This window comes from Fructobacillus americanaquae (assembly GCF_024029775.1).
Lineage (GTDB): Bacteria > Bacillota > Bacilli > Lactobacillales > Lactobacillaceae > Fructobacillus > Fructobacillus americanaquae.
This window is the reverse complement of sequence record NZ_CP097122.1, coordinates 1,229,568-1,244,931: the sequence shown is the minus strand read 5'-3', so window position 1 is coordinate 1,244,931 and position 15,364 is coordinate 1,229,568. Positions and strand designations below refer to the sequence as shown.

At 43.5% G+C, this 15,364-nt stretch carries 17 protein-coding genes and 1 pseudogene; 2 read left to right on the top strand and 16 right to left on the bottom strand.

Annotated elements, in window-relative coordinates; translation table 11 throughout:
• Position 1: 1 nt before the first annotated feature.
• The 12 genes and pseudogenes from M3M36_RS06105 to M3M36_RS06050 form a co-directional block, all read right to left on the bottom strand.
• Entirely contained in the window at positions 2 to 499 is a 498-nt protein-coding gene (locus tag M3M36_RS06105; RefSeq protein ID WP_252773693.1) for a BspA family leucine-rich repeat surface protein, read from the bottom strand.
• A 335-nt stretch (positions 500 to 834) separates the two neighbouring features.
• Positions 835 to 1,830 carry a DNA polymerase III subunit delta gene (holA, locus tag M3M36_RS06100; RefSeq protein WP_252773692.1) on the bottom strand — a complete coding sequence of 332 codons (996 nt, stop codon included), beginning with the start codon at positions 1,828 to 1,830 and terminating at the stop codon, positions 835 to 837.
• A complete protein-coding gene (locus M3M36_RS06095) occupies positions 1,799 to 2,110 on the bottom strand; it encodes a ComEC/Rec2 family competence protein (RefSeq protein ID WP_252773691.1) in 312 nt (103 codons plus the stop codon). Before M3M36_RS06095 ends, holA begins: the two co-directional genes overlap by 32 nt.
• Complete coding sequence (locus tag M3M36_RS06090) at positions 2,103 to 2,675, bottom strand: ComEC/Rec2 family competence protein (RefSeq protein WP_252773690.1); 573 nt, start codon at positions 2,673 to 2,675, stop codon at positions 2,103 to 2,105. The genes M3M36_RS06095 and M3M36_RS06090 overlap by 8 nt, the downstream gene beginning before the upstream one ends.
• A 113-nt stretch (positions 2,676 to 2,788) precedes the next feature.
• Positions 2,789 to 3,184, bottom strand: coding sequence for a hypothetical protein (locus M3M36_RS06085; protein WP_252773689.1), 396 nt, complete (start codon positions 3,182 to 3,184; stop codon positions 2,789 to 2,791).
• A pseudogene (locus M3M36_RS06080) lies at positions 3,184 to 3,656 on the bottom strand (helix-hairpin-helix domain-containing protein). The gene M3M36_RS06085 and the pseudogene M3M36_RS06080 overlap by 1 nt, the downstream one beginning before the upstream one ends.
• Before the next feature lie 356 nt (positions 3,657 to 4,012).
• A complete protein-coding gene (gene coaD / locus M3M36_RS06075) occupies positions 4,013 to 4,489 on the bottom strand; it encodes a pantetheine-phosphate adenylyltransferase (RefSeq protein ID WP_252773687.1) in 477 nt (158 codons plus the stop codon).
• Positions 4,458 to 5,063 (bottom strand): 16S rRNA (guanine(966)-N(2))-methyltransferase RsmD, encoded by a 606-nt coding sequence (gene rsmD, locus M3M36_RS06070; RefSeq protein ID WP_252773686.1) that lies wholly within the window; start codon positions 5,061 to 5,063, stop codon positions 4,458 to 4,460. Before rsmD ends, coaD begins: the two co-directional genes overlap by 32 nt.
• Positions 5,063 to 5,530, bottom strand: coding sequence for a YlbG family protein (locus M3M36_RS06980; RefSeq protein WP_338029132.1), 468 nt, complete (start codon positions 5,528 to 5,530; stop codon positions 5,063 to 5,065). Before M3M36_RS06980 ends, rsmD begins: the two co-directional genes overlap by 1 nt.
• Positions 5,531 to 5,540: 10 nt before the next feature.
• Positions 5,541 to 6,725, bottom strand: coding sequence for an FtsW/RodA/SpoVE family cell cycle protein (locus M3M36_RS06060; RefSeq protein ID WP_252773685.1), 1,185 nt, complete (start codon positions 6,723 to 6,725; stop codon positions 5,541 to 5,543).
• The gene (gene pepA / locus M3M36_RS06055; RefSeq protein ID WP_252773684.1) at positions 6,725 to 7,798 is read right to left on the bottom strand and encodes a glutamyl aminopeptidase; all 1,074 of its coding nucleotides are present in this window, start codon (positions 7,796 to 7,798) and stop codon (positions 6,725 to 6,727) included. The genes M3M36_RS06060 and pepA overlap by 1 nt, the downstream gene beginning before the upstream one ends.
• Positions 7,799 to 8,337: 539 nt before the next feature.
• Positions 8,338 to 9,228 (bottom strand): collagen binding domain-containing protein, encoded by an 891-nt coding sequence (locus M3M36_RS06050; RefSeq protein WP_252773683.1) that lies wholly within the window; start codon positions 9,226 to 9,228, stop codon positions 8,338 to 8,340.
• A gap of 336 nt (positions 9,229 to 9,564) precedes the next feature.
• Between M3M36_RS06050 and M3M36_RS06045 the strand changes: the two genes are divergently transcribed.
• Entirely contained in the window at positions 9,565 to 10,086 is a 522-nt protein-coding gene (locus M3M36_RS06045; protein ID WP_252773682.1) for an HdeD family acid-resistance protein, read from the top strand.
• Between the two features lie 259 nt (positions 10,087 to 10,345).
• On the top strand, positions 10,346 to 11,653 hold the full coding sequence (locus tag M3M36_RS06040) for an NCS2 family permease (protein ID WP_252773681.1): 1,308 nt from the start codon (positions 10,346 to 10,348) through the stop codon (positions 11,651 to 11,653).
• A gap of 73 nt (positions 11,654 to 11,726) precedes the next feature.
• On the opposite strand, the gene recN is transcribed toward M3M36_RS06040, so the two are convergent.
• Genes recN through M3M36_RS06020 form a run of 4 tightly spaced genes read right to left on the bottom strand, consistent with a single transcriptional unit; the run spans position 11,727 to position 15,364 of the window.
• Entirely contained in the window at positions 11,727 to 13,409 is a 1,683-nt protein-coding gene (gene recN, locus M3M36_RS06035) for a DNA repair protein RecN (protein WP_252773680.1), read from the bottom strand.
• A gap of 25 nt (positions 13,410 to 13,434) precedes the next feature.
• Positions 13,435 to 14,265, bottom strand: coding sequence for a TlyA family RNA methyltransferase (locus M3M36_RS06030; RefSeq protein ID WP_252774431.1), 831 nt, complete (start codon positions 14,263 to 14,265; stop codon positions 13,435 to 13,437).
• Positions 14,266 to 15,144, bottom strand: a complete 879-nt coding sequence (locus M3M36_RS06025) for a polyprenyl synthetase family protein (RefSeq protein ID WP_252773679.1) — start codon at positions 15,142 to 15,144, stop codon at positions 14,266 to 14,268. It abuts the gene before it with no gap.
• Positions 15,137 to 15,364: an exodeoxyribonuclease VII small subunit gene (locus tag M3M36_RS06020; protein WP_252773678.1), complete on the bottom strand. Its 228-nt coding sequence runs from the start codon at positions 15,362 to 15,364 to the stop codon at positions 15,137 to 15,139. The genes M3M36_RS06025 and M3M36_RS06020 overlap by 8 nt, the downstream gene beginning before the upstream one ends.

Genomic DNA, 15,364 nt, shown 5'->3' with positions numbered 1-15,364 from the left:
TCTAGGGCAGGAACATATTCGACATATCATTGACCTTGCTGGTATCAAAATTAGATAAATCTAAGGAAGTCAGCTTTGATATGCCATAAAACATACCGGCCATGTTCGTAACGTTTTGAGTATCAAAATTTTCAAGTTGATCAATACTCTCTAAGTGCGATCCAGTCCCCTCAAGGGTCGAAAAGAGATAACTAGAATCAGCTACTGCAGCGACTTTTTGAGCGAAAACAATATGTTCCACTTCCACTGGAATATTGTGTCCATAAAAAAGTGAACCACCTGCCAAAGTCCCTGCGCCATCAAAAGTCAACGTCTTCGTTGACGTATCATAAGGCCAGTGGGCAGAGCCATCATAGCCACTGACACTCACATCAGCAGCACTTACCGGCTGTGTTCCAAATAATAAAAAGGAATGTTCATTTTGTAAAGTAATATTTACACCGAGCAACGTAAATGAAAGTAGAGATATAACAACCCAATTTTTCTTAACTTTATGCAAAACTTTTCGTTCATTTTTTCATCTAAATTATTTAACATTCGTTTCATAAATTGCTCCCTCCGTTAATTATCGTAATACTTTCAAAATGAAAAATTCCATATAAAATGTCTGAAAAAAATATTTATAATCAAATTATTTCAATAAAAAAATCGGTATATTAAATATACCGATTTTATTCAAGTAACATAAATCAACAATTGCAATAAAAAACTGCTGCCAGTCTAAAAAAATATCGGCATAGCAATTTTAAAACATTCTGGGAAACTATCAACACTTAACGCTGAGAGCTTTACCACCTATCACCAGCAATGCTGTTAACCTACTTGTTCCTTTTTTTAAAACTCTAACAGAAACTGTTCAAATAAAAAGAGTGGATCAACCGTTTCGGACTTCATCTTAATTTCCATCTGCATAATATTTAAGAATCCGGCTCGAACCTGCCCCAACCGATAATGACTTAATGATTGCCGTGCCAACTTTACCCGATAAGGATGCACTTTCAAAGTAGCTCCTAACGACTGGTCGCTTCCGGTTGAACCAGCAACCTGTAATAACAGACGAAATTGGCCAAGCAGAAGAGCATTTAACCGTAACGGTGCTTCACCATTTTTGATGAGGTCATGGTACAGATGCAGGGCTTCGGCTTTTTTCTGTTTCAAAACCAAATCGGCCAAGTCAAAAGCCTGCGCTGTTGACTCCTTCGAAACTAGTCCTGTTACCCCTGTTAAATCAATCGTTTTTGTTTGACTAGCGTAGGCCAAGAGTTTGGGCAATTCAGCCAAGACTTGCGAGTAAGAGGCCTGAGTCCTCAACAGTAACTCTGCCTCAGCCTCTTGGTTGATTTCAACCCGTCGCTGACCTAAGAACTGGTGCAGAGCCTGGCGGGTTTGGCGTTCATCCAATGCTGGCAAATCAAGCAGCTCAGCCCGACTCAAAACGAACTTGGTCACCTTTTTGCGTTTGTCTAAAGAGGCCTCATTGGCAAACAAAACCAAGAGGTTTCCAGGCACTGGTTGGGCCAGTGCTTCTTGCAAAGCCTTTTCTTGATTGGCCGTCAATTTCGATCCAGCCGTTAAAAAGGACGGATTTTCAACCAAAACTAAGCGGTGATCGCCGAAAAAAGGAGCACTTAAATAATCATCAAGAATTGGGTCCAGGCCCACTTCAGCGAAATCATAAATCGATTGGTTCATTTCTTGCTCGGCCGGATCAATAATCGAAGCAAATAATCGGTGGGCTTTTTGAATTAGCGCGGGCTCGTTACCGGTCACCAAGTACAGGTTTGGTAATGTCCCCTGTTCAATCTGTTGTTTTACTGTTTGTAAGGTCATTGGTGCTTTTTACCTGGAAATGTCCTTTTTTGTGATTTTCATATACATATCTTAGCATACCTTGACGTCTGGTATCATAGACAATCATTTTTTGTCTAGCAGCAATTTCTAGAACCTCCTGATTTGGATGGCCATAACGGTTCTTTCGACCAGCAGTAAATAAGACCAGCGGACCAATCCGACCACCCAGGACAATGGAATCTTCATTTTCCCCACTTCCCGGTCGAAACGGGTGCAAAATCCGCAATGGCAAGTTAGCTGGTTGTACCTGATCAGTCACTGAAATAACCTTGGTTCATCCCAAATAAGGCTGAACCTTTTTTCAAAAAAGCTGGCTGCTCCGTCATCCCGGCTGGTAATAAAACTTGGTCAACTTGAAACATCGTCAAAATCACTCGAGAATCGCCAAGGTGGTCCTGATCCTGGTGAGACAACGATAACGTATTGATGCGGCTAATTCCACCAGTAATAACTGCACGAATAAAAATTGGCGGACAGGCCGTCAGCCAATAGAAGGAAATCAAACAAAGAACCATCATGGCCAAAGTAATCTCCTGATAAAGGCCGGCCAAACGCCCCAGCCAACGAATGACAGCCATTAAAAAAGCGACATGGAAGCCTGATAGTGAAAAGAGATGAATCAAGCCTAATTCCTGAATTTTAGGGTTATCATCATACAAAGTCTGATCCTTTGAACCGAGTAAGTGTGACAAGGCATAGTTACTTACAGGGTTAGGCAGTGCCTTAGCACGATCTGACAAAATTGCGTGCCAATAGTGAAATTGAGCATTCAGTCGGTCAAACCAACTAGCTGTAGGATTTAACCGTAAGTCTACTTCTTGCAAGCGAACTTGATGAGTGATTCTCTTTGTTTTAGCAAAATCTTTAAAATCAAATTGATAAAATTAGTCGCCGGCATAATTGGCGTAAAATCTCCCCGACCATGTAACAGAGTCGGTCAGGCCATCGACCGAAATCGTTTTAAATTTTCCGGGTTATGTGCCTGGTAGTAATAATAGACACGATCACCAGAACTTTTTAAGCGGCCAATGTCAGCAACACGCCCCTCAGAATTAGTAGTTTGTTCTTCTGGATAAGCTAGTATCGCAAATGACTGTCCTTTTTTATCGGGGAGATTAGCCTGACGATCTAATGTTTTTTGATCGATCAAAAAATACAATAAAAAAGCCAATGACAAGACAAACACGATCAAAAAGTCCCTGCCACGCACTGTGAAAAGAGCAAGCAAAGTAAACAATAATGCCAAGCAGATGGTCAACAAATTCGACCGGTAAACAAATAGTGACAAAGCGCCCACCAGCCAAGCAGCTTTCAACGTTGCCTGCAGCCTCATTAAACTGTTACCTGATTTTTCAATTGCTCAAAGCGTTTAGGACCAATGCCACCGACTTCTTTCAAATCCTCAACCGACTGAAAACGGTGTTTTTCTTCATGAAAATCCACAATCTGCTCGCCTTCTTGGGACCAATGCCAGCCAAAGTCTCTAACTCCTTGGCACTAGCGGTGTTTAAATTCACGAGTGTTCCCCCACTATTTCCTGAAGAACCCGCCGTTACGTCTGCTCGAACACCGCTAGCATTAGCAACTCCATTAGAGCCATTGCCCCCTAGCTGATTGGGCCCTTCTTCGCCAACTTGTTCAATATAAAGCGCCTGGCCATCGACCAATAATTGGGCTAAATTAATACGATTACGGTCGGCTTGATCCGTTAAGCCACCAGCCTGTTGGATAGCGTCTTGAAGACGACTCCCCGTTGGCAAGTCGACCACTCCCTGGTGGTTAACCGCACCCTTGAGATCAACCATCACGCGACCATTAGCAGTGATTTTTCCCTTTTCATTCTTATTCACTATCTTTTCTTGTTTTTCATTTACCGCAGAGGATAGCCTGGGAACGGAGCTATTTTGCTTGACTTCCCGCTCGGCCCCCAAGAGGTTCAATCGAAAAAACACAACAATTACTGCCAATAAACCCAAACCAGCCACAATCAAATAGCGCCAGTAATCAATCAAACTTTCCATCATCCAAGTCAATAATTTTTTTGTACGTCATCTGCTCGACCTCCTGGCAATTAGACGAGGCGCAAACAAAAAGACAACCCACTTTTTAGTACGAATAGCCAATTTTTTTGGATAAGTACCAACGAGCTGTTGTCTGTTAATTATTGAAAATGTTTTTGTAATGCGGTTACCACCACTGCTGGAACGAAAGCATCCAGCTTATCAGCACCAAATTTGGCAATTTCTTTCACCATCGATGATGAGACATTCTGATTTTCCGGTTTTGCCAAGAGCAAGACTGTCTCAACACTAGCCAAGACAGAATTGACTTCCGCAATATCACGTTCGTACTCAAAATCCTTGGCATTCCGGAGACCACGGACTAAGTATCTCGCACCAATTTCGCTCATATAGTCAACAGTCAAGCCGTCGACTTGGCCAACCTGAACGTTTGGTAAATCGGCTACGGCCTCTCCCACCAACTCCAAGCGTTCAGCCGGTGTGAACAACCCTGTCTTATTCGTATTAATTCCCACAGCCACAACAACTTCATCAAAAATTTCAGAAGCGCGTTGAATAATATCCAAGTGGCCGTTGGTCAACGGGTCAAAAGACCCTGGAAAGACTGCTTTTTTCATTTTCCCACTCACTTTTTTCTTGAGATTCGTACCGATAAAGGCTCACTCGAGTAATCCCATAATCCTTTTGCTTCAATAAAATTAAGTTAGGACCTGTCTTTGGTAAATCAGCAACTTGGTCGGATTCAATCATGATAATGGCCCCGGTTGCAAGCAATCCACCATCTTCCATTGCCGTCAAATCAGCCTTTAGCTTTTCCTGAGCATACGGTGGATCCAGTAGAATCAAATCAAAAGACCTTCCTTGGCCAGCTAAACGACTTAACGCAGCAGTGGCTGGGACCTTCAAGACCGTAAAGGCCTCTCCAGCATGTGTTTTATCAATATTTTTCTCGATGACTTCGATGGCTGCTCGCTGGCGGTCTACTAATACTGCATGGTCCATCCCCCGTGAAACTGCTTCGATACCTAGACCACCCGTCCCAGCATACAAGTCCAGCACCTGTCCACCATTGATATAAGGCATCAACATCGAAAAAATAGCTTCCTTAATTTTATCCGTTGTTGGCCGTGTTTCCCGTCCCTTGACGGCATCCAAGCGCAGACCACCAAACCTTCCTGCAATCACACGCATTAGGACTTTCCTCCCTTTTTAGCCGTTTCTTGATTCTGTTGCACAGTTTGGCCACCCTGCTGTTCATGAGCCTGGCGACCGTTTTTTTTCCCTTGCTGATTTTGGGCTTGGCCAGCTGCCGCTGTTTTAGTTTCCCGGTCTTTTCCCTGATTGTTTGCCTTCACTTTTTTTGCGTCTGGTTGATCCTTTCCAGTATCTTCTTGGGTCTGATCGTAAGCTTCAAAGAAAACATCATCATGGACATCACCCAAATCAGGATCAATATCGGGCCGAGGTGAAACTTTGACTGTCTTAACAAACCGATACTGGTTCAGCTTATCAATAGTTTTTTCAACATCAACTTCATCCAGATAAAGTTCAACATAGCCCATTCTCTTAGAAATGTAGCTAATGTCACCGAATTTTTTTAATTGTTCAATATGCTTCAAACCGCGTAAAAAAACATACACGGATCGGCGTTCTTTCATGGTAAACATCTTAACGTTTTAATTCCCTTCGTGCCGCATAATCTTGCGGATTTGGTTGGATTAGTTCCTTGTCCTTGGCCGAGACGTTCAAGGCAATGCCAATAGCTGCCGAGAAAAAGACAAAGGATGAACCACCACCTGAGATAAAGGGGAACACAACCCCAGTAATGGGCAATAATCCCAAGACGCCGCCCAAGTTAACAAAGGACTGCATTAATAAGAGACTAGCAAGCCCATACAAGAAGAGACGATTATACTGCCCCTTTTGCTTGATTCCTAAATAGACTAAACGACCGATTAACATTAATACCATCAACAAAACTAAACAGATTGCCAAGGCTCCCAATTCTTCTGCTGCAACAGCCATAATAAAATCAGTGTTAGATTCTGGCAGGTAAGGCTTCAGCAATGAATTTCCTAGTCCGACGCCAAACAAACCACCATGCGAAATTGCGTAGTAAGAGTACAATAGTTGCCGACTCTGGTCAACGTTATGCCAAGGATTGACAAAGTTTGTCAAACGCCTGATGGCATAAGAAGACGAATTTCCCAGATGGAATAAGCCGATAATGTCCGGCAAAAAAACCAAGACAATAAAGAATAGAAGTAACCAAATGGCGCAAGCCCGAGATGACATTCCCGCTGACATCATCATCATTAACAAGACTGCTAAAGTAATAAATAGGTTACCCAAATCGGGCATTAAAAGGTTCATCGATAACATTACGACTGGTAAAAAGAGCTTTTGTAACATACCAGGAGCGGTCCATTGGCGAATCTGACGCCTGAGACCTGCTCGTGGCAACCAGGGCTTTTTATCGAACCAATGGGCAAAATACAAAATCAGCACAATCTTTGATAGTTCAACTGGTTGCAAGGTCACCGGTCCCAGGTTAATCCACCCATGAGCCCCGTTAATAGCCGGTGCTAAACGTGCGACAATCAGTAAACCGGTGGTTCCAACCATTAAAAAATTGAGCACGCTTTGCGATCGCAAAATAGAGCGATTCAATCGGAAAGTAACAAAGGCAATTGACCAACCCACAATCACAAATATCGCCTGCTTTGAAAAAGACATAATGGGTGATAAATAAGCATTTTGGGTCGCCGAAAAGACCATCACAATCCCGATGGCCGATAACACGGCATAAGGCACCGCAATCCAGTAATCCAAACGTTCTAGCTTTTTAAACATTACCGCTCCAAAATATCTTGATAAACACTTTCATCCAAGGACTTTGCAATCGCTACCACTAAGGCCTGAGCCGCTTCAAAGTCAGGGATTGACCAAACCGTTTCATGAGTATGAATATAACGAGATGCTACACCCAAAGCAACAGCAGGAAGACCGAAGCCTTGACCTTGGACGCCACCAGCATCAGTGCCACCCTTTGAAACAAAGTATTGGTAAGGAATATGATTATCCTCTGCTGTTTGTAGAATAAATTCCTTTAAGCGAGGTGACGTGACAACTGTCGGATCAAAAACGCGAATCAGCGTTCCCTGATCCATGACTCCTTGACGACCAATCGTGCCATCAACATCATTTGCTGCCGAAGAATCCACTGCAAAGAAAACATCTGGCTTCAACTGGTTAACAGCAGGCTTAGATCCGCGGAGACCAACTTCTTCTTGAACATTTGCCCCAGCAATCAAAGTATTTGGCGTTTTCACTCTTTGCAATTCTTCTAGAGCAGATAAAATTGTTACCATACCAAAGCGGTTATCATAGGCCTTGGAAACCGCCCGGTTAGGGTTAGCAAGACGGACTGTCTTGGTGGCTGGCACAATAAAGTCTCCTGGACGAACGCCAAAAGTCTGGGCCTGGTCAGCAGATTCAAAACCAGCGTCAAAAAGAATATCATCAATCGTCAATTTTCCTTGACCACCCGCCTGACCACGCAACAAGTGTGGCGAAACAGAAGATGATACCACTGGATATTGGCCATCTTTGGTAAAGAGTATAAAGCGGTGAGCAGAAACAGTCATGGGGTTCCAACCACCCAAGGCAACCACTTGCAAAGCCCCGGTTGGTAGAATGCCAGAGACCATAAAGCCAACTTCATCCATGTGAGCAGCAAACATCACACGGGGACCATTGGACTGTTGGTTTTTCACACCAAAAACACCACCAAGCTTGTTTTGGTAAACCTCATCAACTAAAGGCGTTAAGTCCTGTTTGAATGCTTGACGAACCTGATTTTCCTGACCAGATGTTCCCTGCAATTCCGTATATTTGACGAGTTGCTCCCAAGTATGTTGATCCATAACGCCCTCCTCAAGGTTTTTAATATAAAAGTTACTTTATTATAGCTTAGTTGAGGGGGACTGGCAAAGTTTCAGCTTCGTTGAAAAAGATTAAGTCTCCTTGGCAGATAACTTTTGAAAAGACAATCAAAAATCCCCGATAAGGACTTTATCGAGGATTTATATTTATAATAAGCAAAATTATCAACGCTTCTGCTTTTTCAAAATCAACGTCTGGCTGGTCAAAAACACAGCAATGGCAGCCAAAATGAAAACCTGAAAGTGACTAGCTACAAAGCGAACAGTCTTTGGTAAGGCAACCTTGGCAACCGGTGTGCCGCAATTTCCGCTGGTGCAAAAGCAGGTACATCTGTGCTGGCTTGCGATTTTCATGGTTGGCTGGTGGCTGCTGGTTGTGTCTTTTTGTCTACTGGCGTAGAGACTGTTATGCCAGTTTCTGGAGTTAAATTTGGCGTACTTGGTTTTGACGGCGTGCTTGGTCCAAGAGAAGCATTCCCACCACCATCAATCTTTTCAACCATCACGGTCTTAGATTGTGTTTACAAGTTATCACCAATCAAATTAACGGTATTTCCGTGCGAACTAGCTTGGGCACCTGATTTCAAACGGGTCTCGTAAGTTAATACATAGGTTTGATTAATATCTCCAAAATCAATATGGAACTTAGAATCAGAAGCCAGCGTTAATCTAGACAAATCAACCAGCAACGCCCCATCATCAGATGAGTCAACCGTCGAACCAAAACCATTCGGCACAAAGGTTGAATGACCATCCAACTGGTCAACAACTACCGCATTTTGAATGTTTTGCTTACGATAGTTAATTCGAACCTTCCAATGCAACAGTGTTGGATCCTTCAAATCAAACCAGCCAAATTTTGATAGAACTTCGGTTTTGTCAGGAGCACTCCCCTGATTGATGTGAATATCGGTGCTAGCACCGGGAACAACGCTGTGGTCCAGTTGCCAATTAATGGTTTTTTTCGTATTCAAAGAAACTTTAGACAAATCCCAGTTAAAATTAATTTCGAAATAGCCAGATAAGGCACGACTAACATTGGCAGCAGCACCATCGCTGGTGAAATGGACAGTAATTTCTCGGGTATTCTTATCCCGATGAGCATTAGCAATCACACCACCATTTCGCTCATGAATTTGAAAATCAAGCGAATTTGGTATCTGAAAAACATCAGGAACCACCACCGTAATGGGTTGATCGGTCGCAATGCCAGCCCCCTTAGGAATGTCGAAATTCCATCGAACCATTAAATCATCGTAAGAATCAAAATTATCTGTTTGATGATTACTGGTTTTATAAACAGAAGCACTGGTAATGTAGGCCGAAGAAACATCTCCAGCAGAAACTTTTGTCATTGCCGGCCCAACACCGATTCCTAGCATTAACAAGAAACTAGCAAAAAAGACCAGCAAAGACAATTTTTAAAATCAATCGTTTTCATAACTATCCTCATTTAAATCATCTCATGATTTCTTGTTATATAAGCAACAATGATTACCAATATTTAAACATTTAATTCTTAAATATAACACTTTTAATCCAAATAAGTTTCTTTTGAAAACTAAAAATTAAATCTAGCTATTGCTTCCTAGGGTCTATTATTACTATTTTAAGCCATCACATCAGTATCTAAGGTATAGTATCAATATTTTTATCCCAAAACGAACTTTTTAACTAATGATTTTTTTATTTCAAATGCTACACAATAATGTTATAATAGTCACATAAGCAATAAAAAGGAGAAAATTATGTCAAGTAATTCATTACGCTACTTTATGGGGATTGATGGCCTTGTAGCCATTATCTTTGGTCTTTTAGTTGTCGTTCTACCCACCGATACGGCAACCGTTGCCGCGGCCATCATTGGTGTCATGATGGTTGCTTCCGGTTTATTTAAAATTGTTCATGCTATCAAAAACACCGCACTAACTGGTTGGAACAAGATTGGTGCTAGTCTTCTGGGATTTTTTTATATTTTGGCTGGTTTAATTATCTTTATTAATATGCACGTTGCATCAGTTTCTGTCTTTATGGTTGTTGGTCTAATGGTAGGAATTGCCTGGTTGTTTGAGGGGGTTATCCAATTCTCGATCATTAGCCGCCTTGTTGATCACCAATCTTGGCTAAGCTTTTCAGCTGTCTTGCATCTTATTGCCGGTGTCTTGTTGATGGCTAGCCCTCTCTTTGGTGGGGCCTTATTGTGGATATGGTTAGGGGTTAGCCTCATCGTTCTTGGGGTCTACCGGCTTTTGATGTTTTTCCGTTTTTAAATTCTTTACTACATCACAATATTCGATCAAAATTAGCATCGATTCCCTAAAAAAAGAAACTCCCAGAGATAAGCGATTTACTCCTTTTTCTGAGATTGAAATGACGATTATTAAAATTTAAAATTATAAACAGCGAACAATTAATTTTAACTTCATTTAATGTTCGTTTTTATTGAAGATTTTTGTTCATTTCACTCAGACAAAGCAAACATTTCTTGCTAAAATATTCAGGTAGGAAAAATATTATAAGGAGTCACTTATGTCCTTTCTCTCGTCATATTTCCAGTTTGAAAAACTGGGCACTTCTTTCAGAAAAGAAGTGGTCGCCGGCTTGACTACTTTTGTAGCCATGTCATACATCCTGTTCTTGAATCCAACCGTCCTTGGCGACGCTGGTATGAACAAGGGGGCCGTCTTTACGGCCACTGCCTTAGCCTCTGGAATTGCGACAATTTTTATGGGTCTGGTGGCCCGTTACCCAATCGCAATTGCCCCAGGTTTGGGTGTCAATGCTTTCTTCGCTTATTCCGTTGTTATTGGTTTGGGCGTCAAGTGGCAAACTGCAATGGCTGGTATCCTAGTTGCTGCCGTTATCTTTTTGCTCTTAACCATGTTTAAGATTCGTGAAAAAATCATCGATGCCATCCCTTCGGATTTGAAGATTGCTATCGCTGCTGGAATCGGTCTTTTTATCGCCTTCATTGGTTTGCACAATGCTGGTTTGATTGTAGCCAACAAGGATACGATGGTTGCAATGGGCTCATTAACCAACGCCAACACGCTCCTAGCTATTTTTGGAATCGTCTTGACCTTAGTTTTGCTGGCCATTAACACACCAGCTGCCATCTTCGTTGGAATGATTGGTACAACAATCGTTGGCTTCATCTTCAGTTTGATTAAGATGCCAAGTTCAATCATTGGTTCTGTTCCTTCCTTAAAGCCAACTTTTGGAGAATCAATCAACTACCTCGGTCACATCAATACCTTCCAAATGTGGGTTGTCGTCTTGACCTTCTTAATTGTGACCTTCTTCGATACGGCTGGAACGTTGATCGGCTTGGCCGAACAAGCTGGCTTCATGGAAAACAACAAGATGCCACGTGCCGGTAAGGCTTTGATGGCCGATGCCGTTGGAATGACCGCCGGTGCAGTTTTGGGAACTTCACCAACTTCAGCTTACGTTGAATCATCATCAGGAATTGCCGTTGGTGGCCGTTCTGGTTTGACTTCGGTTGTAACTGGTTTGCTCTTCTTCGCTGCCCTGATTTTCTCACCATTGTTGTCAGTGGTAACGGATGCCGTGACTGCCCCTGCTTTGGTAATCGTTGGAATCATGATGGCCAAGAACTTGCAAAAGATTAAGTGGGATGATTTGGCTGTTGCCGCACCGGCCTTCTTGGTTGTTGTTGGTATGCCATTAACTTATTCAATTTCAGATGGTATTGCTCTTGGCTTTATCGTTTACCCAATCACGATGGTTGCTACAAAGCGTGCAAAGGAAGTTAACTGGTTGATGTACCTCTTAGCCGTTATTTTCGTCTTATTCTTGTACTCAACTCATAGCTAAATCAGCTTGATGCTGACGACAAAAAAAGCGTTGGAATTAATCTTCCAACGCTTTTTCTTTGCTTTTATCAATCTTATCCCTGGGCCTTTGCCCGCAAATCCTTGGCATTCGCCAGGGCAGCATCGGTTACCTGATTGCCAGAAAGCATCATCGCAATCGCTTGATCACGCTGATTTTCTGTCAGATCTTTAACCTGTGTCACCGTCCGATCGTTCAGATTAAACTTCTCAATCAAGAAGTGGCGGGTGGCCGCTGCGGCCACTTGAGGTAAATGGGTGATGGCCATGACCTGAGTCTTCTCGGCAATTGTTTGCATCTTCTTGGCAATGGCGGAACCAACTCGACCAGAAACACCAGTATCAATTTCGTCAAAGACAACCGTTGGTAGGCCATGTTGGGCAATGAAAATCGTTTTTAAGGCCAACATCAGCCGTGAAGCCTCACCACCGGAAGCTGCCTTTTCTAGTGGCTTCGTTCCTTCCCCCTGGTTGGTTTGAACAAAAAAGGCAACCCTGTCTGCTCCGCTAGGCAAAAAGCCTGTAACGGGGGTGAATTGAACTTCAAAATAGGCTTGTTCCATCAGTAAGTCTGCCAACTCACGGTTAACTGCTTTCTCCAACTTCTTAGCCACCTTTTGTCGGCTGTTGGTCAGTGCTTGAGCAGCGGCAACAATTTTCTTCTTGATCGCTTCCTTTTCCTTTGTCAATGATTCCAAATCAAAAGAGCCACCATCTAAATCGGCTAGTTCTCGATCAACCTTTTGCTGGAAGGCTAAAATTTTATCGACAGAGTCGCCATACTTCCGCTTTAGGTTATGAATAACCTGCAAACGATCATCGATTTCCACCAAAGCCCCCTCGTCAAAGGTCAAATCAGAAACTGCCTCGTCTAAATCACGACCAGCATCCTGCGCAGCATAGTAGGCCTCGGACAACGATTGAGCCAAGTTTTCAAAGTCTTGGTCATAGGAGGCAGCCTGGGTCATTGCTTGATGAGCGGCAGCCAAAAGGTCAATCGCACCGCCATCCAAACCTGGATTCAAGGCCTGCTGTGCCTGGTCTAGGGCATCCGCAATCTTTTTATGGTTTGCGAGCTTACTCCGATCGGCCAAGAGCCGATCTTCTTCTCCCGGTTGTAGGTTGGCTTCTTTCAGCTCTTCTTGCTGAAAAGACAGCAGGTCCAACCGCTGGTTAATATCCTGCCTTCGATTTTTTAGTTGATCAATCTGGCGGGTCAGATCACGATAACGGTCAAAAAGCCCTTGATATTCATACTTAGACCGGCTTAAATCAGTTTCGGCAAACTGGTCCAACAGGTCTAAATGGTGGTCCTGATTTAACAGCAGCGAGGTATCATGCTGGCCCTGGATTTCAACCAACTGAGCCCCAAACTCAGAAAGCACCTTGAGAGGCACAATCACCCCGTTAATCCGCACAATTGACCGCCCCTTATGGTTAAACTCGCGGTAAATGACAACTTGGTCGTCACTTAGTTCAATCCCAGCAGCACTCAATTGTTCTCGTAAGCCAGCAGCTCGGTCGCCTGCAAGAGAAAAAACGGCCTGTAAGACGGCCTTGTCGGCCCCCTTACGAATCATTTCCGTACTGGCCCGGCCACCGGTGACCATGGCCAAAGCATCAATAATAATTGATTTTCCGGCACCTGTCTCACCCGTTAAAACGGTTAATTGGTCGTCAAATGACAAGTCAACTTGGTCAATAATCGCAAAATTTTGTATGGTTAATTGTTCAAGCATCCTTCATCCTTTCTACCAGTCAGTTTCAGTTGCCAGCCTGGTCTAACTGGCCATGGGCTGCAGCAACTACTTCATCAATCGCAACACTTGAATCAATTTGAGCCTCATCAGACCGCTTGAGCCAAGCCAAAAATTCAATATTTCCCTGCCCGCCTTTTATTGGTGAGTAGGTTAAACCAGCAACGGTAAAGCCATTTTTCACCATCATTGGCAAAGTTTCAGCCAAGACCTGACGGTGAACAACAGGATCCTTGATGATGCCGTGCTTCCCAACTGCTTCTCGACCCGCTTCAAATTGAGGTTTGATCAAGGCTGCCACTTCTCCACCCTGGGCAATAATGTCCTTCAAGGTCGGTAATATCAGCGACAAAGAAATAAAGGAAACATCGATAGTTGCCCGCGTAGGTTGGCCCTCCAAAAAGTCAACCAACTTAGCATAGCGAAAATTAGTATTTTCCATGACCGTCACACGGTCATCAATTCGCAGCTTCCAAGCCAACTGGTTGGTCCCAACATCCAAGGCATACACATGAGCAGCACCGTTTTGCAGCGACACATCCGTAAAACCACCTGTGGAAGAACCGATGTCTAAAACAATTTGGTCGGCCATGGCCAGGCCAAAAGTCTCGATCGCCTTTACTAATTTATAGCCACCACGCGAAACAAAGGGCAATAGTTCACCCTTAAAGTGTAATTCAGTTGTGACCGGGATCTTTTCACCCGCCTTATCCAGCCGTTGCTCATTTTCGCCAAGAATTTGCCCGGCCATAATGGCTCGCTTTGCCTGTTCTCGAGAGGTAAAGAGTCCCTGCTGGACGAGTAAGACATCCACACGTTCTTTTGCTACTGCCACGATTTACGCTCCAATTTTAGCCAAAAGGCTCGTTAATAATTCTGAATCAAAGTTTTCATTTTCCTGAGTTAAATCAGAAAGAGCCTGCTTAGCCCGCTTTGTTAACTGGACCACCAATTCATGCGCCTGGTCTTGCCCAACTAAGTGAACCAAGGAGACAACGCCTTCTTCTTGATCTTGGTCATAATCAGCCAAATCATCTTGAATTTGGAAAAGTAGGCCAAATGCGCCAGCAAAATCAGCCAAATGGTTCAAATCTTTTGCAGCAAGGTTGACATAATGGCCACCAATCAAAGCAGCCGCTTGGAGGAGATCAGCCGTCTTTTTTTGGTAGACTTGATCCAAAACAGCTGCTAAGGCGACCTGGTCCTCATCGATATCATGATTTTGCATATCTAAGACCTGACCCAAAACCATCCCGTTAACACCAGCTTTTTCAGCTAACGTTGCCACCATGGCGACCTTTTGCTCGGCATTTACGCCCGTCAGAGCAGTCAAGAGAGCAAATGCTCCCGTCTGCAACGCATCCCCCACCAAAACGGCGCTGGCTGGGCCATAAAGGGCATGAACAGCTAGTTGTCCGCGACGGTAGGCATCGTTATCCATTTCCGGCAAATCATCGTGGACCAAGGAATAAGCATGAACCCACTCAAGGGCCGTGGCAGCCTGAATGGCATCCACCGTGATTTCTTGGCCAAAGGAGTCAATCACGGCCAAGGCTAACAATGGTCGCAAGCGTTTTCCGGGTGTTAAGAGTGCATAGGTCAGCATCTGTTTCCAGTCACTGGAGGACTTTTTTGGTCCTTGCTGATCAACCTCAGATTTTAAAGCCGCATTAACCTGTGGCTGATATTTTTTTGAAAAATTGTTAAATTTAGTCATGGTTGGTTAGTTCCAAATCAGTCAAATTGCCATCATCATCCATAACCTTAGCCAAAGTTTTTTCAGCATCCTGCAGGGTTTTCTGCAGGTCCTTGGCCAAGGAAACGCCCGTCTGAAAGTCCGTTAAAGCGGTTTCCAAGGGACGGTCGCCCTTTTCCAAAGCCGATACGATAACTTCGAGTTGTTTTAACTTATCTTCAAATGATACTTTTTCAGCCAT

Bases quoted from the DNA above. Each gene is read 5' to 3' on its own strand.
- M3M36_RS06025 (WP_252773679.1), bottom strand. From the start codon at position 15,144: ATGACTAAATTTAACAATTTTTCAAAAAAATATCAGCCACAGGTTAAT.
- M3M36_RS06045 (WP_252773682.1), top strand. From the start codon at position 9,565: ATGTCAAGTAATTCATTACGCTACTTTATGGGGATTGATGGCCTTGTA.
- M3M36_RS06060 (WP_252773685.1), bottom strand. From the start codon at position 6,725: ATGTTTAAAAAGCTAGAACGTTTGGATTACTGGATTGCGGTGCCTTAT.
- M3M36_RS06085 (WP_252773689.1), bottom strand. From the start codon at position 3,184: ATGAGGCTGCAGGCAACGTTGAAAGCTGCTTGGCTGGTGGGCGCTTTG.
- holA (WP_252773692.1), bottom strand. From the start codon at position 1,830: ATGACCTTACAAACAGTAAAACAACAGATTGAACAGGGGACATTACCA.
- M3M36_RS06020 (WP_252773678.1), bottom strand. From the start codon at position 15,364: ATGGCTGAAAAAGTATCATTTGAAGATAAGTTAAAACAACTCGAAGTT.
- rsmD (WP_252773686.1), bottom strand. From the start codon at position 5,063: ATGCGTGTGATTGCAGGAAGGTTTGGTGGTCTGCGCTTGGATGCCGTC.
- M3M36_RS06980 (WP_338029132.1), bottom strand. From the start codon at position 5,530: ATGAAAGAACGCCGATCCGTGTATGTTTTTTTACGCGGTTTGAAGCAT.
- pepA (WP_252773684.1), bottom strand. From the start codon at position 7,798: ATGGATCAACATACTTGGGAGCAACTCGTCAAATATACGGAATTGCAG.
- coaD (WP_252773687.1), bottom strand. From the start codon at position 4,489: ATGAAAAAAGCAGTCTTTCCAGGGTCTTTTGACCCGTTGACCAACGGC.
- M3M36_RS06040 (WP_252773681.1), top strand. From the start codon at position 10,346: ATGTCCTTTCTCTCGTCATATTTCCAGTTTGAAAAACTGGGCACTTCT.
- recN (WP_252773680.1), bottom strand. From the start codon at position 13,409: ATGCTTGAACAATTAACCATACAAAATTTTGCGATTATTGACCAAGTT.